Below are 26,431 nucleotides of genomic sequence, written 5' to 3'. Positions count from 1 at the left end.
CGTCAGCCGGTCAGGCGCTGCTCCTGCCGCGCGCTTTCAGGGGCCGGTTCGCCGCCACTGCGCAACAGGCGCTTTTCGGCCAACAGGCGGCGGACGTTCGAGACGCTCATCGGGCGGCCGTAGAGATAGCCCTGGCCCTTCGCGCAGCCCAGTGCGCGCAGGCGTTCCTCGACGCTCGCTTCCTCGATCCCTTCGGCGGTGATCGGCAGGTTCAGGCTGTCGCCCAGCCGGGTGATCGCGTTGACGATCGCGGCGCTCTCGGCATTGTCGTTGATCGACATGATGAAGCTCTTGTCGATCTTGATCCGGTCGAACGGCAATGCGCGAAGATGCGCGAGGCTGGAATAGCCGGTGCCGAAATCGTCCAGCGCGAGGCCGATGCCCTGATTCTTCAGGCTGGCGACGATCGACTGCGCCAGTGCGAGATTGTCGAACAGCGAGCTTTCGGTGATCTCGATTTCCAGCCGATTGGCCGGGAAGCCGGTCTCGGTCAGCACCTTGATGATCTTCTGCGCCAGCCATGCGTCCTTGAGCTGCCACGGCGAGATGTTGACCGACAGCGACAGGCCCGGATCCCAGTCGCGCGCGGCCAGGAACGCCTGGCGCATGATCGACAGCGACAGATCGGCGATCATGCCGGTTTCCTCGGCGATGGGGATGAAGCGATCGGGCACGATCAGCCCGCGCACCGGATGTTCCCAGCGCGCCAGCACTTCGAAGCCGCTGAGGCGACCGGTGGTGAGATCGATCTGCTGTTCGAAATAGGGCACGATCTCCTGCCGCGGGATCGCCGCGCGCAGGCCGCTTTCCAGTTCGTTGCGCGCCTGCAGGTCGCGCTCCATCGACTGATCGAACCAGGCGAAGCGGTTGCGGCCGGAATTCTTCGCCGCATACATCGCGATGTCGCCGGCACGCATCAGCGCGTCGATGCTGCCGCAATCGAAGTCCGATCGCGCGACGCCGACCGAGGCGGAGATGTGTACTTGCAGCCCGTCGACGTGCAGCGGCTGGGCGATGCGGCTGATCAGGCGTTCGGCGACACGCTCGACCGTATCGGGATGCTCGGGGTCGAACATGAAGGTGCAGGCGAATTCGTCGCCACCCAGCCGTGCGGTGAGCGCGACCGACGGCATGGCGGCGGCGATCTCGTCCGCGACCAGCTTGAGCAGAGCGTCGCCGGCGGCATGGCCGTGCATGTCGTTGACGGTCTTGAAGTGATCGAGATCGAGCATCATCAGCGCCATCGCCTTGCCGCGCTTCTCGGCGCGGACGAACATCGCGGCGCCTTCCTCTGCGAGGCAGCGGCGGTTTAGGAAGCCAGTCAGAGGATCCTTCGAGGCGAGCGTTTGGGCGCGTTCCTCGGCGGCGGTACGGACGGTAACTTCCTGCGCAAGTTCGTGATGTCGGCGCCAGCCGAACAGGATCAGCGCGACGTTCAGCAGCAGGGCGATGACCAAAGTCTGGTCCGGCCCGTTCTGGCCCGCGAAATAGTTGCGCAGCGTCATCGACAGAACGGCGGAACCGGTGCCGACGAACAGTAGGATCGCCGCGACCGTGATCGCGCCGCTCAGTATGTCACGGCGCGGCGTGGTGCGGGTCGGGGTGCGGCCGGGCGAATCATCTGCGTCGAGCGCCATGCGGTTGCTTGCCTTATGGTCGGTGAAGCGTGCTCTGTGCGGCAGGCCAGGTGTAGATGGGGTTAAAGCGGGTGGAGGTTGCGCCCGCATGCGACTTCCGCTAACAGCCGCCGCGACCGCTTGTCCCAGGACAGATGCGTGAAAGGCAGCCCAAGGGCTACGCCGGCCGACGAGGTTTCGTCCGCCGGCGTCTTTTGCGTTTCACCGAAGACGGGTGGATCGAAACGAAAGGTTCTTGATGTTCGAAAGCCTGAGCGACCGTCTTGGCGGTGTGTTCGATCGGTTGCGCGGCCGTGGTGCGCTGACCGAGGCGGACGTGCGCGCGGCGATGCGCGAGGTTCGGGTCGCGTTGCTCGAGGCCGACGTCGCGCTGCCGGTGGCGCGCGATTTCGTCGAGAAGGTGACGGAACAGGCGATCGGCCAGAACGTGCTGCGCTCGGTCACGCCGGGGCAGCAGGTCGTCAAGATCGTCAACGATGCGCTGGTCGAGATGCTGGGGTCGGATGCGTCCGAACTCGAACTCGGCGTCACGCCGCCGGCCGTGATCATGATGGTCGGCCTGCAAGGGTCGGGCAAGACGACGACGACCGCGAAGATCGCGTTGCGTCTCAGCGGCGGCAAGGCCGGCCGTGAGCGCAAGAAGGTGCTGATGGCGTCGCTCGACGTCAATCGCCCGAATGCGCAGGAACAGCTAGCCGTGCTGGGCACGCAGGCCGATGTGCAGACGCTGCCGATCATCACCGGGCAGCAGCCGGTGGATATCGCGCGGCGCGCGATGCAGGCGGCGAAGTTGCAGGGCTATGACGTCCTGATGCTCGATACCGCCGGTCGACTGCATGTCGATCAGGCGCTGATGGACGAGATGCGCGCTGTTGCCGATGTCGCGCAGCCGACCGAGATCCTGCTCGTCGTCGATGCGCTGACGGGCCAGGACGCGGTCAACGTCGCCAAGAATTTCTCCGATCAGGTGCCGCTGACCGGCGTGGTGCTGACCCGTATGGACGGCGATGCGCGCGGTGGTGCGGCACTGTCGATGCGCGCCGTGACCGGCAAGCCGATCAAGTTCGCCGGCATGGGCGAGAAGCTGGACGCGCTTGAGGCGTTCCATCCGTCGCGCGTGGCGGGCCGCATCCTCGGCATGGGCGACGTGGTCGGCCTGGTCGAGCGCGCCGCCGAGGCTGTCCAGCAGGACGAGGCCGAGGCGATGGCCGCCAAGCTGGCCAAGGGGCAGTTCGACATGAACGACCTGCGCAGTCAGCTTGCGCAGATGCGTCGTATGGGCGGGTTGGGTGCTCTGGCCGGCATGATCCCGGGCATGGCGAAGGCCAAGGCGGCGATGGCCGGCGGCGGGATGGACGAGAAGATCCTGGTGCGCATGGACGCGATGATCACGTCGATGACGCAAAAGGAGCGCACCAAGCCCGATTTGATCAACGCCAAGCGCAAGATCCGTATCGCCAAGGGCAGCGGCACGACCGTGCAGGACGTGAACAAGCTGCTGAAAATGCACCTCGAAATGTCCTCCGCCATGAAGAAGATCCGCAAGATGGGCGGATTGAAGGGCATGGCGGCGATGTTCGGCAAAGGCGGCATGGGCGGCGCGCTCGGCGGCTTGGGCGGTGGCGGGCTGCCCAATCTGGGCGGCGGCGGAGGCGGGGGGCTTCCCGGCCTCGGCGGCGGTCAGGCCAAATTGCCGCCCGGTTTCGAAAATCTGCTCAACAAGAAGAAATAAACCAACCTAACTTCAAGACAAATAAGGAAGATTATAATGGCAGTCAGCATTCGCCTTACCCGTGGCGGTTCCAAGAAGCGTCCGTATTACAAGATCGTCGTTGCCGATGCGCGCGCACCGCGCGACGGCAAGTTCATCGAGAAGATCGGCACCTACAACCCGCTGCTCGCCAAGGACGACGAGAAGCGCGTCGTACTCGATTCGGATCGCGCCAAGCATTGGCTGAGCGTCGGCGCGCAGCCGACCGATCGTGTTGCCCGCTTCCTCGACGTCGCTGGCGTCCGTGAGCGTGCAGCCCGCGTCAACCCGAACAAGGGCAAGCCGGGCGAGAAGGCCACTGAGCGCGCCGAAGAGCGTGCGACCAAGCTGGCCGAGGCCGAAGAAGCCGTCAAGGCCGCAGCGGCAGCGCCTGCTCCCGAACCGGAAGTCGAAGAGCCTGCCGTCAACGAAGCGACGCCGAACAGCGACGCCGGTGACGATGTGGCTGCGACCGAGGGCGAAAGCGCCCAGGCACCGGCCGAGGGCTGATGCAGCCTCAAATCCCTTCCGCAAGCGGAAAGGGTGGGGATTCCCCCGTTACGCTCGCCGTCATCATCGGCGCGCATGGCGTGACGGGGGAAATCCGTCTCAAGCTCTTCACCGAGGACTTGAGCGCCTATAAAAGCTTCAACGGCGGCACGCTGACGTTGAAGAGCACGCGCCACGGCAGCAACGGCACGATCGCGCGCATCGCCGAAGTGACGGACCGCAACGCTGCCGAGGCGATGCGCGGCACGGAACTCACCGTGCTGCGATCCGAACTGCCGCCGCTGGCGGAGGGCGAATATTATCACGCCGATCTGCTGGGGCTGCCCGTGGTTTCGACCGAGGGGGAGGCGCTGGGCATCGTCGTGGCGATCGACGATTTCGGGGCAGGCGATGTGATCGAAGTCGAGCGGCCATCGGAAGACGGCAAGGCCGGCAAGCGCTTCATGGTGCCGATGAATGCCGATGCGGTGCCGGACTGGAACGGCGACCGGCTGGTGGTTGACGGAGCATTCGTGGTTTAGTATATACGTGACGTGTATACGGAGGCCGTAATGGACGACGAATATCTGGGCAAGACGTTCAAATCGGGTAACTCCGTTGCCTTGCGTCTGCCCAAGGGCATGGGCATCGCCGAGGGCACCGAATTACGCATGGTCCGCGAAGCCCCGATGTCGTTCCGGATCGAGCCGGTCGATGCGCCCAAGCGGAAGGTGGATCTGACCGGGATCTGGGGTTCGTGCCCGGGCCTGGAACCGCTTCTCCCAGAGGATCGCGTGTTCGATCACTCGCCGCGCGTTTGGGATGATCCGGACTGGGAGGGGTGGTCGAACGTTCCGAAATGAAGTTCTTGCTCGATTCCAATACGATCATCGATCTGCTGATAGGCACAAAGCCCGCCTTGTTCGCCCGCGTTACGGCGTGCGAGGCGGGCGATCTGGCCGTATCGACCATCAGCTTTGGCGAGGTGGCGCATGGATCGGCGCGCGGAAAAGCGCCGCCGATGGCGGTGCTGGAAACGTTTCTGCGCGAGGTGGCGCTGGTCGATTTCGATCGCGAGGCTGCGCTCCGTTATGCGGCGTTGCCGTTCAGACGTAGCAGTTTCGATCGCCTGATCGGCGCGCATGCCTTGTCGCTCGGCCTCACGCTGATCACGAATAATATTCGCGACTTCGCCGATATTCCGGGCCTCCGGGTCGAGAATTGGACGGTATGACATTGGCTGATACCCTGTCGGTTCAACAATAAAAGGAATAGGCGATGGACCTAGTATTCGGCTTGATCATCATTGCGCTCGCCCCGGTGATCAGTCTGGCGATCCGTCGCATCCGGCCGCTTTGGCCACCGTTCAAGATCGGTTGGGTGTCGGCGCTGATCCTGCCGGCGATGATCGTGGCGTTGTGCATCTTCGTCTTCGTATCCGCCAGCATGGCCGGCCCGGAGCGGTGCGCGGGCAATGCCTGCAAGGCGGCGATGGCGATGGCTCTGGTGATGGCGGTCGCCGCAGCGGTCGAATTTCTGCTCGGCTGGCTCGCGACCCTGTATTTCCAACGGTGGCTGGCGCGGCGATGACCTTCGCGGCGACCGTTCTGACGCTGTATCCGGAGATGTTCCCGGGGCCGCTCGGCACGTCGCTGGCGGGACGGGCGCTGGGCGAGGGCATCTGGAGCCTCGATGCGGTCAACATCCGCGATTTCGCGACCGACAAGCACAGCACGGTGGATGGCACACCGGCCGGCGGCGGGGCCGGAATGGTGCTGCGCGCCGATATCCTGGCGGCTGCGATCGACAGCGCGCCGGCGGGGCGGCCGATCCTCGCCATGACGCCAAGGGGAAATCCGCTAACCCAGGCCCGCGTGCGCGAACTGGCAGCGGGCGATGGCGTAACGATCCTGTGCGGGCGGTTCGAGGGATTCGACGAGCGCATTTTCGAGGGTCGGGCGGTCGAGCAGGTGTCGATCGGCGACTATATCCTGTCGGGCGGGGAGATGGGGGCGCTGGTGCTGCTCGACGCTTGCATTCGGCTGCTTCCCGGCGTAATGGGCGCGGCTTGTAGCGGCGTGGACGAGAGCTTCGAAGGGGGCCTGCTCGAATACCCGCAATATACCCGACCATATGAATGGGAAGGGCGCACGATCCCCGAAGTGTTGCGATCGGGGGATCATGCGAGGATTTCGGCATGGCGAAAGTCGATGGCCGAGACCGACACACGGCTAAGGCGGCCGGACCTTTGGGAGCGTCATGAGGGCGCTCGGGTCCAGTCGCCCTCTGGCGCGCGACGACGAATGAAGGACGAATGAGATGAATCTCATCCAGACGATCGAAGCCGAGAACATCGCCAAGTTTCTCGAGACCAAGAAGATCCCGGACTTCCGGCCCGGCGATACGCTGAAGGTCGGTGTGAAGGTGGTCGAAGGTGAACGCACCCGTGTCCAGAATTACGAAGGCGTGTGCATCGCGCGTTCGAACAAGGGCATGGGGAGCAACTTCACCGTGCGCAAGATTTCGTTCGGCGAAGGCGTGGAGCGCGTGTTCCCGCTGTATTCGCCGAACATCGAAAGCATCGAAGTCGTCCGCAAGGGCGCCGTGCGTCGTGCCAAGCTGTATTACCTGCGTGGCCGCACCGGCAAGTCGGCCCGTATCGCCGAGCGCCGCGACACGCGCCCGGCCAAGGGTGCCGCCGCCGCCGAGTGATTTCGGAGCGGTTTTGCTAGAGAAAGAAATGGGCGTCGGGACTGTGGTTCCGGCGCCCTTTTCGCGTTCAACGATTTTGCTCGTGGCGCGTTAGGGCTGCATGAGCTTTGCCCAATCCGGAAAGGAAGATCGTGTCAGGGGGGCGATCCTGGCGATCGTCGTGCAGGCGGCGCTGGGTTATGCGCTGATTTCGGGCTTGGCGGTGCATTTCCCGCAGGTTGCGCGTGAGGGCTTGGCGGCGTTCAACCTGCTCCCGCCGCCTCCGCCTCCGCCGCCAGAAAAATTGGTGCCACATAAGGTAGTCAGCCGGAAAGCGGAGGGCGCGGCGTCTCCGCCGAACCTGCGGTCCAAGGCGACGGGGGTGGTCGCGCCGCCGCCGGTCATTCCGCCGCCGTTGCCGCCCCCCATTCCGGTCGCGGAGAAACCGGGCGTGGGCAATCAGGCGACCTCCGGCAATGCGGATGTGGTCGGCCCCGGCACGGGTAGCGGCGGGCAGGGTGATGGCACGGGTAACGGGCGTTCCGGCGATGGCGATGGCGACGGCGGGCTCGAGATCCCGCCGCGCCAGACCGGCGGCGGGATCGGGCGTGGCGACTGGCCGTTCGACATCGCCGAAGCGGGAATCGGCGGGAAGGTGTCGGTGCGCTATCTCGTGACGGTCGGCGGGCGGGCGGCCAATTGCGTGGTGACCCAATCGAGCGGCAGTCGCGAACTGGATGTGTTGACGTGCCGGCTGATCGAGCAGCGTTTCCGGTTTAAACCTTCACGCGATGCGAACGGCCGGAAGGTCGAATCCCAGATCGTGCAGGATCATTACTGGATCAACCAGCCAGGGGATTGATCAGGTCAGCCGCCAGATCACGCACAGGATGGTGACGAGGATCGCCGGTGCGGCGGCGAGGGCGAGGCGATTGCGCGATACCGGAGCGCCGCCGAACAGGTCGGAGCCGGTGATGACGACCGCGATGGCCGTCGCGAGCAATGTCCACAGATGATAGCGCAGTTCGGCGGCGACGCTGAACACGCCATAGCCCGTGCCGTAGAGCAGGGCCGACAGCGCGACCGGCCCGATTATGCGGCGCGAGGGCAGGTTCGGCGCGATCGTCAGCACGCCGAAGGCCAGCGCGATCCAGACGATCGGCCAGCCCAGCGGTGTATGCGCGCTGGCGCGGGTCGCCGCGTCGATCGCTGACAGGATCGGGTTCGGCGTGACGTGATAGCCCCAGTCGTTGGGCGGTCCCTCGACCTGCACCGCGCGCTCGATCTCGTCATGGACGAGGAAGCGGGTGTTGATATTGAAATGCGCCAGGCGATGTTCGGCATAGGCGATCGGATGCGCGAGGATCGCTTGGGCCTGCCAGACATAGGGACGCACGTGGCTTGCCTTCAGCGCCGCGCCGACATTCTCGAAACCGATCGGGCAGGGGGCGTCGACCCACCAGGCATAGGGATCCCATTTCACCGGCGAATAGCAATGATGGTTGACCGCGACGGGATCGGTGATGCCGGGCAAAGCGGGGAAGGCATTCACCCCGCTATGTTCGGTGATGCCGCCGAGATCGAAGATGACGAGCGAGAGTTCGACGCTGCTCGATTTGGCACCGATCAGGCGGTTGGCTACCGGGAGAGCGAGCAGCAGGATGACGGCCGCGCCGATCGTTGTGGCGGCGAGGCGGAGCTTCGTGCGCCGCAAGGCCTCCGGCATCACCGCGACGAACAGCGGCACGCCAGCGGTGAAGGCGTTGAAGCGCAATGTCGCAGCGGCGATCAGCAGCAGCACGGCAAGCCCCGCGAGGATCGCGGCACGGGGGCCGCGCGCGTCGATCCGCCAGGCGAGCAGGCCGGTGACCGAAAGCAATGCGCCGGCCATCAGGCAGTCCTTCAGCACCGCGCCCATCAGCGCCATACCGAGCGGCGTCATCCCGCAGGCGACCAGCGCAACCGCCAGCCCACGGCGCTCGCGCCGCAAGGCCCATGCCGCGAGCAGGGCCAGCCCGGCCCAGAACAACGCCAGTTGCAACGCCAGCATGGGTGCCGGCCCGGCATGAAGCGGGACGAACTGCCGCCACAACCATTCCATCGCCGGCGGATGCCAGTCGTCGAAGGCCCCGCTCAATGCCTGATCATATTGGCGAACCGCATCCCAGGTCATCAGGCCGGGGCGATAGGCGAACGCCGTCGCGCCAGCCGCGCCGAGCATCGCGCAGGCGAGCAGAATTGCGGGCCATGCCTCGCGCTTCAGCCAGCCGGTTACGGGCTTCTCCTGTCTCGGGGCGATCGTCGTTTCCTGCTCCATCGCGCTCGCCAATGCCCTATAGGATCGCGGTTCGCCATAGCCGCACATCGGCGGAGAGAGGGAAATGTTATGACCCGAACGCGCTGCCCCTGGGCGGAATCGACGCCGGTGATGCAGGCGTATCACGACGAGGAATGGGGCGTGCCGGAGCGCGATAGCCGGGCATTGTGGGAGAAGTTGCAGCTCGACGGGTTTCAGGCGGGGCTGTCGTGGAGCATCATCCTCAACAAGCGTGATGCGTTTCGCGAGGTGTTCGCTGGCTTCGACCCGGAGAAGGTCGCGCGGTTCGACGAGGCGGATGTCGCGCGGCTGGTGGTCGATCCGCGCATCATCAGGTCCCGCGCAAAGATCGCGGCGGTGATCGGCAATGCACGCGCCTATCTGGCGATGCGGGATGCGGGCGAGGATTTCTCCGCCTTCGTCTGGGGCATGGCGGGCGATGCGCCGATCCGGGGCGATGGGGTGCATGTGCCGGCCAAGACGCCGTTGTCGGAAGATATGTCGAAGGCGTTGAAGAAGCGCGGGTTCAAGTTCGTCGGGCCGGTGATCGTCTATGCGTGGATGCAGGCGTGCGGAATTGTGGACGATCACGTCGCTGGATGCTGGCGGCGGTAAGTTCAGAGCGACGGCTGAAGCAGTAAGGGCGGACGATGATCTTGCCGCCTACTTATTTTTCGTGAGCGATCATCACCGCCATTGCGGTATCGTATCGATTTTGATTATCCCTCCGTTTCGAGAATTGCGGGGGGATACGCGATGAGCGACGTGACGATGACGACGGCGACCGAGCCGGATGGCGCACCGCGCGTCGCGGGGCTGGATATTCTGCGCGGTATCGCGATCCTCGGCATCCTGTTCATGAACATCAACGATATGGGCGGATCGCTCTGGGCGTCGTTCGACGATCCGCGCCATCTCGGCTGGAGCCAGGCGGATCAGGTCGCGTGGTTCCTGCGCGACGTGGTCGCCAACGGCACCGCGCGCTGCATGCTGGAAATGCTGTTCGGCGTGGGCATGGTGATCCTCACCGATCGCGCGGCGGGGGCGTTGCAGGCATCGACGGAGAAACCGGACGGGTGGTTCCGCACGTCGTTGCAGGTCCTGTTCGGCGACTGGGCGGTGATGCGCAGCTATTATGCGCGCAACATCGTGCTGTTTCTGTTCGGGCTGGTCCATATTTTCATCCTGCTCTGGCCCGGCGACATCCTGCACACCTATGGCATCGCCGCTCTGGTCGCGTTCCTGTTCCGGCGGCTGGGGCCGAAGATGCTGCTGGGCATCGGGCTGATCATGGCGGTCGTGCAATTGTGCGGTGGTGGATACAGCATCTATCAGGCGCAGACCCGCATCGCCATGACGACGCAGTTGCAGGCCAAGCGCGACAGCGGGCAGAAGCTGACGCCCAAGGAAACCAAGGACTTCGCCAAAGCGGAAGAGAAGAAGAAGGATCGCGCGAAGAGCAAGGCGGAGACCGCGAAGCGTGTCGGGCTGGAAGACAAGGCGCGTACCGATGGGACCGGCACGTTCATGACCTGGGCCGCATCTGCCTGGGGGGTAATCCTGTTCATCTGGGGTGTCGGCGACAGTGTCGGTCCCGGCGCGGTGCTGGAACCGCTATTCGTCTGGGAAGCGGCGAGCACGATGCTGATCGGCGCGGCGCTGTTCAAATGGGGCGTAATCCAGGGGTTGAGATCGCGCGGTTTCTATCTGTGGACGATGCTGATCGCCTATGCCGCAGGTTTCGGCGGACGCGCATGGAGCGCGTACGTGTTCATGAAGTGGGACGACTATCCCCATCTGATCTATGCGACGAGCGAGGTTACGCGGCTGTCCACCACGCTCGGTCATATCTCCGCGATATACCTGCTTCTGGGCACCGCGTTCGGCGCGAAGTTGCTCAAGCCGTTCGAGGCCGCCGGGCGCACCGCACTGACGATCTACATCTGCCAGACGATCATCTGCCTGTGGATCCTCTATCCGCCGTTCGCGCTCGGGCTGTACGGGCATCAGGGCTGGATGGCGCTGATGCTGACCGCGCTGGCGGTGAACGCTCTGCTGTTGCTGGCGGCGAACTGGTACGTGCGTAATTATGCCATCGCGCCGGTCGAATGGGCGTGGCGATCGATCATCGCGCGGCGCGTATTGCCGATCGGCAAGCGGCGTAAAACACGCGACAATCCCTTGCCCGGCGCTATACCCGCGAGCTGAATAAGACAGCACGGGATTGGAGATGAGGGATGGCGAAACCATGGATCGTGGCGGGGGTGATGCTCGCCGTCATGGGGTCGCCGGCCTTGGCTGCTGAGACCACACCGTCGAAACAGATGCAGGTGCAGGGCCAGAAACTGACGCTGAAGCGCGTGTTCGGATCGCCCGATCTTTCGGGGCCGCAGCCGCAATCGCTGAAACTGTCGCCGGACGGCACCTTGCTCACGTCCCTGAAGCCCCGCGCCGATGAGAAGCAGCGCTTCGATCTGTGGGCGCTCGATACGCGCACCGGCAAGGAGCGCATGCTGGTCGATTCAAAGAAGGTCGGCAGCGGCGCGGAGCTGTCCGAAGCCGAGAAGATGCAGCGCGAGCGCGATCGCAGCATCAGCGGCAAGACCGGCATCGTGTCCTACGAATGGTCGCCGGACGGCAAGACGATCCTGGTGCCGATCGACGGCGACCTGTATCTCGCGACGCTGGACGGCAAAGTGACGCGGCTGACCGAGAATGTCGGCGGCGCGCTGAACCCGAAGATCAGCCCGGCGGGCGGTTACGTCTCCTACGTTCGCGATCAAAACCTCGTGGTCCAGCCGCTGGGCGGCGCGCCGCGCGCGCTGACCGAGGATGGCAAGGACACGGTGCATTGGGGCGAGGCCGAATTTGTCGCACAGGAGGAGATGGACCGCCGCACCGGATATTGGTGGGCACCGGGCGATGCCCGCGTGGCGGTCGAGCGGTTCGACGAGGCACCGGTGGGTGTGATCACCCGGGCGGCGATCGGCGCGAACGGGACGAAGACCTACAACCAGCGCTATCCCGCCGCCGGCACGCCGAACGTGGCGGTCGAACTCTATGTGATGAAGCCCGACGGCACGGGCCGGGTGAAGGTCGATCTCGGCAAGGATTCCGATATCTATCTCGCGCGCGTCGATTGGGCACCGGATGGCAGCGCGCTGTATGTGCAGCGCCAGAACCGGGCGCAGACGTTGCTCGATATGCTGAAGGTCGATCCGGCGACGGGCAAGTCCAGCGTGCTGTTCAGCGAGAAGGCGCGGGCGAATTCGTGGGTCAATCTCAGCAACGCGTATCAATTCCTGAACGACGGCAGCCTGATCTGGACGTCGGAGCGCGACGGCTTCGCGCATCTGTATCGCTTCAAGGCGGGCAAGTGGACGCAACTGACCAAGGGTGCCTGGGTGGTGATGGATCTGGCCGGGATCGATCAGGCGAAGGGCCGCATCTACTTCACCGCGAACAAGGACGAGGTGCTGGAGAAGCATCTCTACGCGATCGATCTGGCCCGCCCAGCCGCGCCGGTGCGGCTGACCGAGCCGGGCTGGTGGAACGGCGCGACGATGGACAAAGCGGCGTCGCGGATCATCGTATCGCGTTCCAATCCGGACCAGCCGACGCAGGTGTATCTGGCGGATACGAGCGGCAAGCGGCTGTCGTGGATCAACCAGAATGCTCTGGTCGCCGGACATCCGTATTTCCCGTTCCTGGCGCAGCATCAGGCGACCAAGTTCGGCACGCTGAAGGCAGCGGACGGCAGCACGCTCTATTGGGAAATGATCACGCCGCCGCTGGAGGCGGGCAAGAAATACCCGGTGTTCTTCGAACATTATGGCGGTCCGCATTCGCAGACCGTGTCGCGCAACTGGGCCGGGCCGCTGCACCAATATCTGGTCGATCAGGGCTATATCGTCTTCATGATCGACAATCGCGGATCGGCCAATCGCGGCGTCGCTTTCGAAAGCCAGCTATACCGGGCGGCGGGCACGGTTGAGGTCGCCGACCAGTTGCTTGGCGCGAAATGGCTGAAGGAGCAGCCCTATGTCGATCCCGCGAAGATCGTCACCTATGGCTGGTCCTATGGCGGCTATATGACGCTGAAGATGCTGGAGGCAGCACCGGGCGTGTTCGCGGCCGGCGTGGCGGGTGCGCCGGTGACGAAATGGGAATTGTACGACACGCATTATACCGAGCGCTACATGGGCGACCCGAAGAAGGATGCGAAGGCCTATGCCGCATCGAGCGCGCTGACCGATGCGCCGAAGATCGCCGATCCGATGCTGCTGATCCACGGCATGTCGGACGACAATGTGTTCTTCGAGAATTCGACCGCGCTGGCGGCACGGATGCAGGCGGCGTCCACGCCGTTCGAGATGATGTTCTACCCGGGCTTCACGCACCGCGTGGGCGGGCCGGTGGTCGGCGAGCATCTCTGGACGACGATCCTGGATTTCTACGGGCGGCATCTGGGGAAGTAGGGCGGTTCGGAGCCGCCAATATTCCCCGACGACTGCCGTCATCCTGACGAAGGTCAGGATCCATTGCGCCTGTCAGGCGATCGCCAATGAGGCACGATGGATCCTGACCTTCGTCAGGATGACGGGGGTGGTTGGTGAGGGTCAAGCCCCCGCCGCGCTCAGCCGATCGAGCTGGTCCGGGCTCAACTCCAGCATGATCGCGCCGAGCAGATCCTCGACCTGCTTCACGCTCGTCGCACTCGCGATCGGGGCGGTGACCCCGGGCTGGGCGGCGAGCCACGCCAAGGCGATCTGCGCCAGGCTCGCGCCAGTCTCCGCAGCCACCGCGTCCATCGCCGCCAGCACGCTCGCGCCTTTGCCTTCGATCAGGGCGCTCATCCGGCCGCCGCGCACGCTCTGGCCGAGATCGTCCTTGCTGCGGTATTTGCCGGTGAGAAAACCCGATGCGAGACCGGAATAGGGCACGACCCCGACATTGTTGGTGACGCAGTAATTCTGCAATTCGCCTTCGAACTTGTGCCGGCTGATGAGATTATATTCGGGTTGCAGCACCTGATAATGCGGCAGGCCGTGCGCAACCGCGGCATCGTGCGCCGATTTCAGGCGACCGGCATGGAAGTTCGATGCGCCGAGCGCGCGGACCTTGCCGGCGTCGATCAGCTTGGCGAAGGCGGCAAGCGCATCTTCCTGCGCCACGGCATCGTCGTCCTGATGCGCGAAATAGAGGTCGATCGTGTCGACGCCGAGCCGTTTCAGCGAGGCATCGCAGGCTGCCGCGATGCGCGCGGGGGCGAGTTTCTCCCCACCTTCGCCGGGCAGCATGCCGACCTTCGTGGCGATCAGCACGTCGCCCCGCTTGCCGCTGGACTTCAGCCAGTCGCCGATCATGCTTTCGGACTCGCCGCCGGGATGGCCGGGCACCCAGACCGAATAGACGTCGGCGGTGTCGATCATCGTGCCGCCCCCGGCAACGAAGGCATCGAGGACGGCGAAGCTGGCGGTCTTGTCGGCGGTCCAGCCGAAGACGTTCCCCCCAAGCACCAACGGCGCGATGTGCAGATCTGTGGCGCCGAGGCGCCGGGAGGTGGTCATTGTCTGGATACCTTGAAAGAGGCCGGCCTTATTGTGGCTGGGCCTCGTTTTCGCCTTCGATCGCGACGGCATTGGCATCGACGCTATTGGCATCGAGCATCGCCGCCGCGTCGTTCAGCGATTGCGCCTCGCTCGCGCTGACCGAGCCGGGCGCATCGCTCTGCGATCCGCAAGCGGCGAGCAGCAGCACGGGGAGCAGGGGGGCGAGGCGGATCATGCGATCAATCCTCGATCGCGTTGCCGGCGTCCTTCAACGCGGCACCGGTCTTGTCGGCGGCCTTGTCCGCTGCGTTGCCGATCGCGGCTCCCGCATTGTCGATCTTCGCTTCGGCTGAACCGAATGCGCGGTCGGCCGCGGCGTCCGTGTCGTTGATCGCGGCGCTCATCGTCGCATTGGCGTCGGCGGACATCTGGCCAGCGGCTTCGGCGGTTTCGTTCTGCGCGGCGGGTGAGCAGGCGGCGAGCATGGCGACAGCGGCGAGGGCGACGAACGTCTTCACGGGTAATTCTCCTGGAAGTTGGCAAAGGTTGCGCACGTAACGCTAACGCCGGGCATTGGGGTCCGCAACTTATCGCGCGTTGACCTCATATAAAGATATCTTTATATGTCTCGGCAAGATGACGCTGGCCCTAGATATCTTCCGCGCGCTTGCCGATGCGACGCGGCTGCGCATCCTGGCGCTGCTGCGCTCGATGGAGCTGTCGGTCGGCGAATTGGCACAGGTGCTGGGCCAGAGCCAGCCGCGGGTTTCGCGCCATGTGAAGATCCTGTGCGACGCCGGGCTGGCCGAGCGGCGCAAGGAAGGCAGCTGGGTGTTCGTCGGCGTCGGCAGCGCGGTGAAGGTGGCGCCGGTCGTCGCCGCGCTTGATGCGTGGAACGAGATCGAGGCGGATCACTGGGCGGTGGCCGATGCGGCGCGGCTGGCGGCGGTGCGCGCCGATCGCGCATCGTCTGCGGCGACCTGGTTCGAGGCGAACGCCGGGCAATGGGATGCGATCCGATCGCTGCATGTCGCCGAAGAGCAGGTCGAGGCGGCGATTTCGGACATATTGGGGGAGGCCCCTATCGGCCGGCTGATCGATATCGGCACCGGCACCGGGCGGATGCTCGAATTGTTCGCGGGGCGCGCCAAGCACGCGCTCGGGATCGATCGGTCCTCGGAAATGCTACGGCTCGCGCGGGCCAAGCTGTCCGAACAGGGGCTGGCCAATGCCGAGTTGCGCCAGGCCGATCTCTATGCGCTGCCGCTGGGTGACGACGAGGCGGACGCGGCGATCATCCACCACGTGCTGCACTTCGCGCAACAGCCGGGCGCCGCGATCGCCGAGGCGGCGCGGGTGCTGAGCCCCGGCGGGCGGCTGTTGATCGCGGATTTCGCCAGCCATGATCGCGAGGATCTGCGCACGCGCGATGCGCATACCCGGCTGGGTTTCTCGGACGAACAGATCGCCGCTTGGTTCGCCAGCGCCGGGCTCGCTTCGGCGCGGACCGAGACGCTGGAGGGCGGCGAACTGACAGTGAAATTGTGGCTCGGGCGCAAGCTCGGGTCGCCGCTACATGAGGTGAAGGCAGCATAATGGTTTCGGTCAAGGATATGCAGGAAGCGCGCCGCGCGCTGGCGACACCGATGTTCGCCGACGTCGGCGGCAGCGATGCGCGGGTGAGCTTCGAATTCTTCCCGCCCAAGACCGAGAAGATGGAAGAGACGTTGTGGGAATCGGTGCAGACGCTGTCGCCGCTCGGTCCGCGCTTCGTCTCCGTAACCTATGGCGCGGGCGGCACGACGCGCGAGCGGACGCACGCGACGGTGGCGCGGATCGCGCGCGACACGAACATCCCGGCGGCGGCGCATCTCACCTGTGTCGAGGCGACGCGCGAGGAGATCGACGCGGTCGCGAACGATTATTGGGAGGCAGGCGTGCGGCACATCGTGGCATTGCGCGGCGATCCCCCGGTGGCGGGCGCGAAGTTCCAGTCTCCGGTTGGCGGGTACGAGAATGCTGCGGCTTTGGTCGCGGGTTTGCGCAAGCTGCACCCGTTCGAGATTTCGGTCGCGGCCTATCCCGAATGCCATCCGGATTCGCCCGATCCGGTCGCCGATCTCGACAATCTCAAGCGCAAGCTGGACGCCGGGGCGAGCCGCGCGATCACGCAATTCTTCCATGAGGCGGAGACGTTCTTCCGCTACCGCGATGCCGTCGCCAAGGCCGGGATCGATGCCGAGATCGTGCCGGGCATCATGCCGATCATGAATTTCGGCGCGGTGCAGCGCATGTCGGCAATGTGCGGCACGGTGGTCCCATCGTGGATGGGTACGTTGTTCGAGGGTCTCGACGATCATCCCGCGGCAAGGCAGCTCGTATCGGCGACGATCGCGGCGGAATTGTGCCGGGGGCTCTATGCTGGCGGCGTGCGGGACTTCCATTTCTACACGCTCAACCGCGCGGAATTGAGTTTCGCGATCTGCCATTTGCTTGGGATCCGGGCGAAGGGCGTGGTGCGGGCCGAGGCGGCGTAATGTCTACGTCGCCCCGGCGCAGGCCGGGGCCGGCACGTTATTTTGCGGGGCCTGTGCCGCGCACCAAACCCGGCGGCCCCGGCCTGCGCCGGGGCGACGAAGGATGTGATGATGAATATCCGTGAAAAATTCCTCGCCGAGGCGGCCAAGCGCGTGCTGATCACCGATGGCGCGTTCGGGACGGAGATTCAGAACTGGAAGCTCTCCGAGGCGGATTATGCCGGCGATCTGGGCCTCGCCAAGGACCAGAAGGGCAATAACGACATCCTGGCGCTGACCAAGCCCGAGGTGCCGGAGACGATCACGCGCGAGTATCTCGATGCGGGATCGGACATCGTTTCGACCAACACGTTCAGCGCGAACCTGATTTCGCAGGCGGATTACGCCGCCGAGCATCTGGTGCGCGAGATCAATCTGGCCTCGGCGCAGATCGCGCGCCGGCTGGCGGATCAATATGCCGCGAAGGACGGGCGTCCGCGCTTCGTGGCCGGCGCGATCGGGCCGACCAACAAGACGCTGTCGCTATCGCCCGACGTCAACGACCCGGGTTTTCGCGAGATCGACTTCGATTATCTGAAGACGGTGTACCGCGAGCAGATCGATGCGCTGATCGAGGGTGGCGTCGATTTCATCCTGATCGAGACGGTGTTCGACACGCTGAACGCCAAGGCCGGCATCATGGCCGCGCTGGAGGCATCGCACGATCTGGGCCGCGACGTGCCGATCATGATGTCGATGACGCTGACCGATCTGTCCGGGCGCAACCTGTCGGGCCATACGGTCGAGGCGTTCTGGCACGCGGTGCGGCATGCCAAGCCGGTGACGATCGGGCTGAACTGTTCGTTCGGGGCCGAACAGCTGCGGCCGCATGTTCGTACGCTCTCCGACATCGCGGATACTTTGATTATGGTCTATCCCAATGCCGGACTGCCCAACGAACTCGGCGAATATGACGAGATGCCGGATACGACCGCCGGGCTGGTGCTGGAATGGGCGCAGGCCGGGCAGGTTAACATATTGGGCGGGTGCTGCGGATCGACGCCGGCGCATATCAAGGCGATGGCGGATGCGGTGGCCGGCCTGCCGCCACGTCAGGTGGCGCAGCCGGCGGTGCGGACGAAGCTGGCCGGGCTGGAGCCGATGACGATGGCGGCGTAAAAATTCCCCTCCCGCTTGCGGGAGGGGTTAGGGGAGGGCAGTGCCTCCCAAGCATCGCCTGATGTCGGTCAGGCCCTCCCCCGGCCCCTCCCGCAAACGGGAGGGGGGAAGAAAAGATAGATGACCACCAATTCCTCCGCCAATTTCGTGAACATCGGCGAGCGCACCAACGTCACCGGCTCCGCGCGCTTCAAGAAGCTGATCATGGCGGGCGACTATCCCGCTGCCGTCGAGGTCGCGTTGCAGCAGGTGGAGAGCGGCGCGCAGGTGCTCGACGTCAATATGGACGAGGGGCTGCTCGACGCCGAATACGCGATGACCACGTTCCTGAAGTTGATCGCCGCGGAACCGGATATCGCGCGCATTCCGTTCATGGTCGATAGCTCCAAATGGAGCGTGATCGAGGCGGGACTGAAATGCGTTTCGGGCAAGCCGATCGTCAATTCGATCAGCATGAAGGAAGGCGAGGCACAGTTCCTGGAACATGCCCGCAAGTGCATGAATTACGGGGCCGCCGTGGTCGTGATGGCGTTCGACGAGGTCGGACAGGCAGATACCAAGGCGCGAAAGGTCGAAATCTGCGAGCGGGCCTATAACGTATTGATGGGCATCGGCTTTCCGCCCGAGGACATCATTTTCGATCCCAACGTGTTCGCGGTGGCGACGGGGATCGAGGAGCACAACAATTACGGCGTGGACTTCATCGAGGCGTGTGCCGAGATCAAGCAGCGCTGCCCGCACGTGCATATCTCGGGCGGACTATCGAACCTGAGCTTCAGCTTCCGCGGCAACGAGCCGGTGCGGCGCGCGATGCATTCGGTGTTCCTGTATCATGCCATTCCGCAGGGCATGGACATGGCGATCGTCAATGCCGGGCAACTCGACGTATACGACACGATCGACGCCGAACTTCGCACGGCGTGCGAGGACGTGATCCTGAACCGCGATCCGGATGCCACCGAACGGCTGATCGCGCTGGCCGAACGCTACAAGGGCACCGACGCGGTGGCCGAGAAGGCGGCGGCGGAATGGCGGTCGCTGCCTGTCGCCAAGCGGCTGGAATATGCTCTGGTCAAGGGCATCGACGCGCATGTCGTGGACGATACCGAGGAGTGCCGACAGCTGTTCGACCGGCCGATCGAGGTGATCGAGGGGCCGTTGATGGACGGCATGAACGTGGTCGGCGACCTGTTCGGATCGGGCAAGATGTTTCTGCCACAGGTCGTGAAGAGCGCGCGCGTGATGAAGAAGGCGGTGGCGCATCTGCTGCCCTTCATCGAGGCGGCGAAGGAGCCGGGCGCGCGGGGCAAGGGCAAGATCATCATGGCGACCGTGAAGGGCGACGTGCACGATATCGGCAAGAACATCGTCGGCGTCGTTCTGCAATGCAACGGCTTCGATGTCGTGGACATGGGCGTGATGGTGGCGTGGCCGGATATCCTGAAGGCGGCGAACGAGAACGATGCCGACATGATCGGCCTGTCGGGCCTGATCACGCCGTCGCTGGACGAGATGGTGACGGTGGCGGAGGAGATGAAGCGCGCCGGTATGACAATGCCGCTGCTGATCGGCGGGGCGACGACCAGCAAGGTGCATACCGCGCTGCGCATCTCGCCGGCTTATGACGGGCCGGTGGTGCATGTGCTGGATGCGAGCCGCGCAGTTGGTGTGGCATCGACTTTGGTATCGGACACGATCCGCGACGATTTCGTGAAGAAGACGTCGGACGAGTATGAGGCGGTGCGCGTGGCGCGAGCGAACAAGGGGCAGAACGACCTGCTGCCGCTGGCCAAGGCGCGGGCCAATCCGTTCGTCGCAGACATGGCGCTGAAGCCCGCTGCGCCGCTGAAGCCGGGAGTGCATGTGTTCCGCGACTGGGATCTGGACGACCTGCGCGAACTCATCGACTGGACGCCGTTCTTCCGCGCCTGGGAATTGGCGGGCAATTATCCGGCGATCCTGACCGACAAGGTGGTGGGCGAGAGCGCCACCTCCCTGTTCGCCGATGCGCAGGCGATGCTCGACAAGATCGTTTCGGAGAAGTGGCTGACGGCGCGGGGCGTGGCCGGGCTGTGGTCGTGCGCGCGGCATGACGACGACGTGATCGTGGATCTGAAGGGCGACTTCAACGCCGAGGAATTGCGCGGGCTGGACATGCTCAACCTAGTCGAGGGCACCGACGTGATCCGCCTGCCGTTTCTGCGCCAGCAGATCGCCAAGCGCGAGGGGCGGGCGAATATGTGCCTGGCCGATTTCGTCGATCCCAAGGGCGACTGGATCGGCGGGTTCGCGGTGTCGATCCACGGGATCGAGCCGCATCTGGCGCGCTTCAAGGCGGGGATCGACGATTATTCGGACATCCTGCTGAAGGCTCTGGCCGATCGTCTGGCCGAGGCCTTTGCGGAGCGGCTGCACCAGCATGTGCGGCAGGATCTGTGGGGCTATGCGCCGGACGAGCAACTGACCAACGAGGCGCTGATCCGCGAACAATATCGCGGCATTCGCCCGGCACCGGGCTATCCGGCGTGCCCGGAGCATAGTCTGAAGATCCAGCTGTTCGAGATGCTGGATGCACACCACGCGACCGGCGTGACGCTGACCGAGAGCTTCGCGATGCTGCCGACGGCGGCGGTGAGCGGCTTCTATTTCGGGCACCCGCAAGCCGAGTATTTCGGCGTGGCGCGGATCGGGCCGGATCAGGTCGAGGATTATGCCAAGCGTCGCGGGGTGGATTTGCCGACGGCGCAGCGGTGGTTGCGGCCGAATTTGGATTAACCCTCAATTTGGGTTCACGGGGGGTGCGTCGGCGGGCATATCGCGAGGGATTACGTTTATCCGTCATCCCCGCGGAGGCGGGGATCCCGCTTCTTCCGAGTGAGGGGCAAGGCAGCGGGATCCCGGATCAAGTCCGGGATGACGGGGGGTGTGGTGGCGGATGAGATCCCCACCCCGAACCGAGGGAGTATGTCATGATGCGCCGATTGCTCCCCTTGTTCGCCATCGCCCTGAGCGCGTCCGCCTTTGCCCAAACGCACCACGCACCGTTCGTCATTGCAGAAACCGGCAAGGGCTTCGCCACGCTCGACGAGGCGGTCCAATCGGTGCGGATGGGGACGGCGACGATTCTGATCGCGCCGGGCACGTACCACGAATGCACGGTGCAGGCTGGCGGGCGGATCACGTTCAAGGCGGTGACGCCCGGCACGGCGATCTTCGAGGGCACGGTGTGCGAGGACAAGGCGGCGTTCGTGCTGCGTGGAAATGGATCGGTGGTCGACGGGCTGGTGTTTCGCGGCTTCAGCGTGAGCGACGGGAACGGGGCGGGCATCCGCGCCGAGATGGGCGACCTGACCGTGCGCAACGCGATGTTTCTCGACAGCCAGGAGGGAATCCTCGGCGGCGAACCTACGGGGCAGCGGATCACTATAGATCGTTCGACCTTTTCCGGCCTCGGCCAGTGCGATCAGGCGGTGAATTGCAGCCATGCAATTTATCTCGGCAACAAGGGATCGGTGACGATCACCAATTCGCGCTTCGAGCGCGGCACCGGCGGGCATTACATCAAGCTGCGCGTGCCGAACGTGATGATCAGCGGCAACAGCTTCGACGATACGCGCGGGAGCAAGACGAACTACATGATCGATCTGCCCGAGGGCGCGACAGGGGTGATTTCCGGCAACACCTTCGTGCAGGGCAAGGGCAAGGAAAATGCCGGGGCGCTGATCGTCGTCGGGGCCGAGGCGAAGACTTATTCGTCGGCGGGCCTGAACATCGCCGGCAACGATGCGCGAATGGCACTGGGTGCGCCGGGCAATCCGGCGTTCGTGGCGGATTACAGCCGCGCGCGGTTGGCGATCGGGGCGAACCGGCTGGGGCTGGGGATCAGGGCGTTCGAGACGCGCTGAATTTCGCAGTATTTACGTTAGCGGCGGGAGGCGTTCCGCGATCGGCGGTGGCGGGTTGGACGTGCCCAGTGTTGATTCCTGCACCGGGGGCTGTGTCGGGGCATCGCCCTGCGGCATATCCGAAGCCGACGAAGGAGCATTGGCGACAGCAAGCGGTGCGGCGCTGCCGACGCTTTCGCAGGCGATGCCGTTCATGTTGGCGTCCAGCGCGGGCCGGTAACCCGGCTGACCGGCGCGCAAAGGTGCGGCATGGGCGGCGCGCACCGCGTCGCAATCGGCATACATTACGGCCGCCGGGGCGGCATCCGCCTTCGCCGCCGAACGCGGTAGCGAAGCGGGCGCGGTCAAGGCGAAGATCGCGGCGAACATGAAGATGCAGGCGGCGAATGTGGTGATGATGAAACGCTGGTTCACAGCGTTCTCAGATAACGGCGATGCGTTGCCGTCAGGTTACCGAGCGGGCGCGTTTACGATTGTGCTGAGGAAAACGCGCTTCCCCGGCGGAGGCCGGGGCCCAGTCGCGGAGGGCGATGTTACGGCGCGCAGCATTCGATTACTTCTGCGCCTCGACTGGGCCCCGGCCTTCGCCGGGGAAGCGGTTAGAGATGAATGCGATCAACAGATCATTTGCAGGCTGCCCCTCCAGCTTTCAAATCCAGGCACCTGCCGTCCACCCCCGGCACTTTCAGCCCAATCGTGTGGGCCAGGGTCGGCGCGATATCCACCGTTTCCACGCCGGCGGCATGTTCGAACCCCGTCATGCCCTTGCGCCAGAACAGGATCGGCACGCGGCGGTCGTAATCGTACGGGCTGCCGTGCGTCGCGACATAGCCGCCGCCGGGGTTCGGGATCGGCGTGACGCGCGGTTTGAGGAAGACGATCAGGTCGCCTGAGCGCGGTGCATAGAAGGAGGCGCGGGCCTTCTGGATCAGGCTCCACTTTTCGGGCGCGCCGCCGGGCATCGGGGTGGCGGCGATCTCGGCGGCGGTCAGCACGGCGGCGACCTGCGGCAGCGCCTTGTAGCGGGCGATGGCCTCGGCCTGCACCGCCTTGCGCTGCGCGGGCGTGATCGCGGTGGAGATCCAGATGTCGCCATTGGGGATGTCGCCGAACAGCAAAGGCGTGGTGATGCCGAGCTTCTCGCCGATCGCCTTGCCGATCACGGCGGGGGCGAGGCCGACATCGGCGCGCTGCGCCTCGGGGATGTTCGACAGGATTTCGCGTTCGGGCAGATCGTTGCCGCCATGATCGGCGGTCAGCGCAACTTCGTAATCGACGCCGGTCGCATCAAGCACGTCGAGGAAGCCGCCGAGATTGCGATCGAGTTCGGCCATCTGGATGCACATCTCGCCACCCTCGGTGCCGTAGGTGTGGCCGATATAATCGGTGGCGGAGGCACCGACGGTGATGATGTCGGTCTGCGGGCCCTGGCCAAGCTTCATGTCCTGCACCAGCCCGGCGGCGAGCGCGAAGATGCCGGTGTCGAAGGCGGGCGACGCACGGAATGCTTTGGCATCCCCGGCGGCGCGATCGAAATGGCCGTTGCCGACCGACTTGCCGCCGCCGAGTGCGATCGCCTTGTCGCGCGGGACGCAATTGGCGGGAACGGGCAGAGCGGCCTGCGGTTTGGCGATGACGGCGGCGATCGCAGTGTTGGCGCGCGTCACCACGGCGGGCGTGATGCGGCCGGCATAGCTGACGAACGCCTTGCCGTTCCACCACCAGAGTTCGTCGACCTTGTGGCCGCCCATCATCACCGCCGCACGATCCTTGCCCGCAACCGAGACGACACGGGTGCGCGGATCGGCCGCCTTCATGCGTTCGCCGAGCGTTGGCACCAGCAGGTGCTTGTCGGAGACGGTGTAGTTGGACGAATCGGTGCCGGGGACGCTCTCGTCCTCGGCGCAATAGACCGTCTTGTCCTTGCGCGGCGCGGCCTGATCAACCCAATTGTTGGCGATGATGCCGGTATGGGCGGGGCGGTATCCGCTGGTGATGGTGGAATGGCCCGGGCAGGTTTCGGTCGCTGCGTGGCTTTGATAGCCCGAGGGGAACACGCCGCCCTGCATCAGCTTGGCGAAACCGTCGTCGTAGGAGCCGCGATATTCGCCAAACAAATCGGCGGAGAATTGATCGACCGAGACGACGACAATCAGCTTCGGCGGGCCCTTTGGAGCTGGTGCCGAAGCGCTTTGGGCATATGCCGTCCCCGCCAGCGTCAGGGCGATGATGGCGGTCAGGCCGGCGGGCACTTTCACTTTGGCGGACACTGGGATTCCTTCGAGTGCAAAGCGGATACGGCCCCGCTATGGGCAAGACGATCGATGCCGACAAGATCGTTGACGGCAACCGTTACTGACTGGGATTTCGATGCGCGCCTTTTGGGTCATGATTGTGACGGTTCTGGCCGTTTTTGCCGCGCCTGCCTTTGCCGAGGGGCCGGGGGCGCTGGGCGCGGGGCCGCATCTGGCGATCCGGCTGGTGGCGGAGACGGCAGTGCCCAAAGCCGGGAGCGAAGTGACGCTGGCGCTCGACACGCGGCCGCAAAGGGATTGGCACGGTTACTGGTCGAATCCTGGCGATGCGGGGTTCCCGGCGAAGCTCGACTGGACCCTGCCGCAGGGCGTGACGGCGGGTGCGCCGGTCTATCCGGTGCCCGGCACGCTGCTGATCGCGGGGCTGATGAACTATGTCTACGAGACGCCCTATGCGCCGTTGGTGACGCTGAAGGTGCCGGCGGGTCTGGCGGCGGGCACGAAGCTGCCGGTGCGGCTGAAGATGGACTATCTGGTCTGCACCAGCACAGTATGCGTGCCGGAGCAGGCGGAATTGTCGACCGACTTTGTGATCGGCGACGGGGCGGTGGCACCGGAGACGCGCGCGCAGTTCGATGCGTGGCGTCGTGCGATCCCGAAGCCGTTGGATGCGAAGGCGACGTGGCAGGTGGAGAATGGCGTGGCGAAGATCGCGGTGCCATACCCGGCCGGCGCGCCGCTGGCTGACGCCTATTTCTTTCCGCTGACCACGGGCGTGCTCGATTACGCCGCGCCGCAGACGGTGGCGCGCGAAGGCGACCGACTGGTGATCTCGACCAAAGCGGCGAAGGGCGGCGTGCCGATCGAAGGCGTACTGCGGATCGGCAAGGATAGCGCGCTGGCGGTTTCCGCTGTGCCGGGGACGGTGATGGCGGGCGATGCTCCTTCCGAAGGCTGGTTGCTGACGGCACTGATCGCGTTTGGCGGCGCGGTGCTCGGCGGGCTGATCCTCAACGTGATGCCGTGCGTGTTCCCGATCCTGAGCCTCAAGGCGCTGAGCCTTGCGCGCGGTCATCTCGATGAGGGCGCGGCAAGGCGTGAGGCGCTGGCCTATGCGGCGGGCGTGATAGCGGTGTGTCTGGCGCTGGGCGGGCTGATCCTCGGCTTGCGGGCCGGGGGCAGTGCGGTCGGCTGGGCGTTCCAGTTGCAGGATCCGCGCGTCGTGGTGCTGTTGCTGCTGCTGACGGTGGCGATCGCACTCAATCTGGCCGGATTGTTCGAGATCCCGACGCCGCGCTTCGTCAATCAGGCGGGCGGTGTCGGCGGGGCGTTTGCGACCGGCGCGCTGGCGGCGTTCATCGCCACGCCGTGCACGGGGCCGTTCATGGGCGCGGCGCTGGGCGCGGCATTGGTCCTGCCCTGGGCGGCGGCTCTGGCGGTGTTCGCGGGGCTGGGGCTGGGGCTGGCTTTGCCGTTTCTGGCGCTGGGCTTCGTGCCGAGAATGCGCCGATTGCTGCCCAAGCCGGGCGCGTGGATGGAGACGTTCCGTCATGTTCTGAGCGTGCCGATGTGGCTGACGGCGCTGGCACTCGCCTGGGTGCTGGGGCGGCAGGCCGGGGTGGACGGGCTGACGCTTGGGCTTGGTGCCGCGGTGGCGGTGGCGTTGGTGCTGTGGGTGTCGGGGCGGCGGCAGGCGCGGGGGCTGGCGTTCGGAATCGTCGGCGCAGCCGTGCTGGTCGCGGTCGCGGTGGCATCGGTGCTGCTGGTGCATCCGGCGCCGGCTCAGGCCAAGCAAACGGCGAGCGCGGAGGCGTTCAGCGAGAAGAAACTGGCCGATCTGCGGGCGCAGGGGCGACCGGTGTTCGCGTATTTCACCGCCGATTGGTGCCTGACGTGCAAGGTCAACGAAGCGGCGGCGATCGATACCGATGCCACGCGGGCGGCGTTCGCGAAGAACAAGGTGGCGGTGCTGGTCGGCGACTGGACGGATGGCGATGCGACGCTCGGGCGGTTCATCGAGCAGCATAATCGCGCGGGTGTCCCGCTGTACCTGTACTACGCGCCGGGGGCGAAGGAGCCGCAGGTGTTGCCGCAGATTTTGACGCCGGGGATATTGGCCGATCTGAAATCCTGAACTCGT

25 protein-coding genes are annotated in these 26,431 nt (G+C 65.1%); 18 read left to right on the top strand and 7 right to left on the bottom strand.

The window, feature by feature from the left end:
• Positions 1–2: 2 nt before the first annotated feature.
• Entirely contained in the window at positions 3–1,637 is a 1,635-nt protein-coding gene (locus U1738_RS12025; RefSeq protein ID WP_332789294.1) for a putative bifunctional diguanylate cyclase/phosphodiesterase, read from the bottom strand.
• 238 nt (positions 1,638–1,875) lie between these two features.
• Between U1738_RS12025 and ffh the strand changes: the two genes are divergently transcribed.
• The 9 genes from ffh to U1738_RS11980 all read left to right on the top strand — a co-directional run bounded on the left by ffh (position 1,876) and on the right by U1738_RS11980 (position 7,429).
• Positions 1,876–3,369, top strand: coding sequence for a signal recognition particle protein (ffh, locus tag U1738_RS12020; protein ID WP_332789293.1), 1,494 nt, complete (start codon positions 1,876–1,878; stop codon positions 3,367–3,369).
• Between the two features lie 36 nt (positions 3,370–3,405).
• Positions 3,406–3,897 carry a 30S ribosomal protein S16 gene (gene rpsP, locus U1738_RS12015; RefSeq protein WP_332789292.1) on the top strand — a complete coding sequence of 164 codons (492 nt, stop codon included), beginning with the start codon at positions 3,406–3,408 and terminating at the stop codon, positions 3,895–3,897.
• Positions 3,897–4,418 (top strand): ribosome maturation factor RimM, encoded by a 522-nt coding sequence (gene rimM, locus U1738_RS12010; RefSeq protein ID WP_332789291.1) that lies wholly within the window; start codon positions 3,897–3,899, stop codon positions 4,416–4,418. Before rpsP ends, rimM begins: the two co-directional genes overlap by 1 nt.
• A 30-nt stretch (positions 4,419–4,448) precedes the next feature.
• Positions 4,449–4,739 (top strand): AbrB/MazE/SpoVT family DNA-binding domain-containing protein, encoded by a 291-nt coding sequence (locus tag U1738_RS12005; RefSeq protein WP_332789290.1) that lies wholly within the window; start codon positions 4,449–4,451, stop codon positions 4,737–4,739.
• Complete coding sequence (locus U1738_RS12000; protein WP_332789289.1) at positions 4,736–5,110, top strand: type II toxin-antitoxin system VapC family toxin; 375 nt, start codon at positions 4,736–4,738, stop codon at positions 5,108–5,110. Before U1738_RS12005 ends, U1738_RS12000 begins: the two co-directional genes overlap by 4 nt.
• 44 nt (positions 5,111–5,154) lie before the next feature.
• A complete protein-coding gene (locus U1738_RS11995) occupies positions 5,155–5,466 on the top strand; it encodes a hypothetical protein (RefSeq protein ID WP_332789288.1) in 312 nt (103 codons plus the stop codon).
• On the top strand, positions 5,463–6,194 hold the full coding sequence (trmD, locus tag U1738_RS11990; protein ID WP_332789287.1) for a tRNA (guanosine(37)-N1)-methyltransferase TrmD: 732 nt from the start codon (positions 5,463–5,465) through the stop codon (positions 6,192–6,194). Before U1738_RS11995 ends, trmD begins: the two co-directional genes overlap by 4 nt.
• 1 nt (position 6,195) lies before the next feature.
• Positions 6,196–6,588, top strand: coding sequence for a 50S ribosomal protein L19 (gene rplS / locus U1738_RS11985; protein WP_332789286.1), 393 nt, complete (start codon positions 6,196–6,198; stop codon positions 6,586–6,588).
• Positions 6,589–6,688: 100 nt separating this feature from the next.
• Entirely contained in the window at positions 6,689–7,429 is a 741-nt protein-coding gene (locus tag U1738_RS11980; RefSeq protein ID WP_332789285.1) for a TonB family protein, read from the top strand.
• Here the strand turns inward: U1738_RS11980 and U1738_RS11975 are convergent, their stop codons facing one another.
• On the bottom strand, positions 7,430–8,884 hold the full coding sequence (locus U1738_RS11975; RefSeq protein ID WP_332789284.1) for a hypothetical protein: 1,455 nt from the start codon (positions 8,882–8,884) through the stop codon (positions 7,430–7,432).
• A 69-nt stretch (positions 8,885–8,953) separates the two neighbouring features.
• Here U1738_RS11975 and U1738_RS11970 point away from each other — a divergent pair, with 69 nt between their 5' ends.
• The 3 genes from U1738_RS11970 (at position 8,954) to U1738_RS11960 (ending at position 13,362) form a co-directional block, all read left to right on the top strand.
• Positions 8,954–9,499, top strand: a complete 546-nt coding sequence (locus U1738_RS11970; RefSeq protein ID WP_332789283.1) for a DNA-3-methyladenine glycosylase I — start codon at positions 8,954–8,956, stop codon at positions 9,497–9,499.
• A 141-nt stretch (positions 9,500–9,640) separates the two neighbouring features.
• Complete coding sequence (locus U1738_RS11965; RefSeq protein ID WP_332789282.1) at positions 9,641–11,092, top strand: DUF418 domain-containing protein; 1,452 nt, start codon at positions 9,641–9,643, stop codon at positions 11,090–11,092.
• A 29-nt stretch (positions 11,093–11,121) separates the two neighbouring features.
• Positions 11,122–13,362, top strand: coding sequence for a S9 family peptidase (locus U1738_RS11960; protein WP_332789281.1), 2,241 nt, complete (start codon positions 11,122–11,124; stop codon positions 13,360–13,362).
• 141 nt (positions 13,363–13,503) lie between these two features.
• Here the strand turns inward: U1738_RS11960 and U1738_RS11955 are convergent, their stop codons facing one another.
• From U1738_RS11955 to U1738_RS11945, 3 genes are read right to left on the bottom strand one after another with little or no spacing between them, the layout of a single operon-like run.
• The gene (locus U1738_RS11955; protein WP_332789280.1) at positions 13,504–14,454 is read right to left on the bottom strand and encodes an aldo/keto reductase; all 951 of its coding nucleotides are present in this window, start codon (positions 14,452–14,454) and stop codon (positions 13,504–13,506) included.
• Positions 14,455–14,482: 28 nt separating this feature from the next.
• The gene (locus tag U1738_RS11950; RefSeq protein WP_332789279.1) at positions 14,483–14,671 is read right to left on the bottom strand and encodes a hypothetical protein; all 189 of its coding nucleotides are present in this window, start codon (positions 14,669–14,671) and stop codon (positions 14,483–14,485) included.
• Positions 14,672–14,675: 4 nt separating this feature from the next.
• Positions 14,676–14,954, bottom strand: coding sequence for a hypothetical protein (locus tag U1738_RS11945; protein ID WP_332789278.1), 279 nt, complete (start codon positions 14,952–14,954; stop codon positions 14,676–14,678).
• Positions 14,955–15,072: 118 nt separating this feature from the next.
• Between U1738_RS11945 and U1738_RS11940 the strand changes: the two genes are divergently transcribed.
• From U1738_RS11940 to U1738_RS11920, 5 genes are all read left to right on the top strand, one after another.
• Positions 15,073–16,032 carry an ArsR/SmtB family transcription factor gene (locus tag U1738_RS11940; RefSeq protein ID WP_332789277.1) on the top strand — a complete coding sequence of 320 codons (960 nt, stop codon included), beginning with the start codon at positions 15,073–15,075 and terminating at the stop codon, positions 16,030–16,032.
• Positions 16,032–16,973, top strand: a complete 942-nt coding sequence (gene metF, locus U1738_RS11935; RefSeq protein WP_443027009.1) for a methylenetetrahydrofolate reductase [NAD(P)H] — start codon at positions 16,032–16,034, stop codon at positions 16,971–16,973. Before U1738_RS11940 ends, metF begins: the two co-directional genes overlap by 1 nt.
• A gap of 111 nt (positions 16,974–17,084) precedes the next feature.
• Positions 17,085–18,131 carry a homocysteine S-methyltransferase family protein gene (locus U1738_RS11930; RefSeq protein ID WP_332789276.1) on the top strand — a complete coding sequence of 349 codons (1,047 nt, stop codon included), beginning with the start codon at positions 17,085–17,087 and terminating at the stop codon, positions 18,129–18,131.
• Positions 18,132–18,251: 120 nt separating this feature from the next.
• The gene (gene metH / locus U1738_RS11925) at positions 18,252–20,906 is read left to right on the top strand and encodes a methionine synthase (protein ID WP_332789275.1); all 2,655 of its coding nucleotides are present in this window, start codon (positions 18,252–18,254) and stop codon (positions 20,904–20,906) included.
• Between the two features lie 197 nt (positions 20,907–21,103).
• Positions 21,104–22,036 carry a right-handed parallel beta-helix repeat-containing protein gene (locus U1738_RS11920; protein ID WP_332789510.1) on the top strand — a complete coding sequence of 311 codons (933 nt, stop codon included), beginning with the start codon at positions 21,104–21,106 and terminating at the stop codon, positions 22,034–22,036.
• A 12-nt stretch (positions 22,037–22,048) separates the two neighbouring features.
• Here U1738_RS11920 and U1738_RS11915 read toward each other — a convergent pair whose 3' ends face one another.
• Together U1738_RS11915 and U1738_RS11910 are read right to left on the bottom strand one after the other, a co-directional pair.
• Complete coding sequence (locus tag U1738_RS11915) at positions 22,049–22,450, bottom strand: excalibur calcium-binding domain-containing protein (protein WP_332789274.1); 402 nt, start codon at positions 22,448–22,450, stop codon at positions 22,049–22,051.
• Positions 22,451–22,659: 209 nt separating this feature from the next.
• Positions 22,660–24,264, bottom strand: a complete 1,605-nt coding sequence (locus tag U1738_RS11910) for an alkaline phosphatase family protein (protein ID WP_443027019.1) — start codon at positions 24,262–24,264, stop codon at positions 22,660–22,662.
• A gap of 142 nt (positions 24,265–24,406) precedes the next feature.
• On the opposite strand from U1738_RS11910, the gene U1738_RS11905 reads away from it, so the two are divergent.
• On the top strand, positions 24,407–26,425 hold the full coding sequence (locus tag U1738_RS11905; RefSeq protein WP_332789273.1) for a protein-disulfide reductase DsbD family protein: 2,019 nt from the start codon (positions 24,407–24,409) through the stop codon (positions 26,423–26,425).
• Positions 26,426–26,431 lie beyond the last annotated feature (6 nt).

This window comes from Parasphingomonas caseinilytica (assembly GCF_036663755.1).
Classification (GTDB): domain Bacteria; phylum Pseudomonadota; class Alphaproteobacteria; order Sphingomonadales; family Sphingomonadaceae; genus Sphingomonas.
This window is presented reverse-complemented; position numbering and strand designations above follow the sequence as displayed.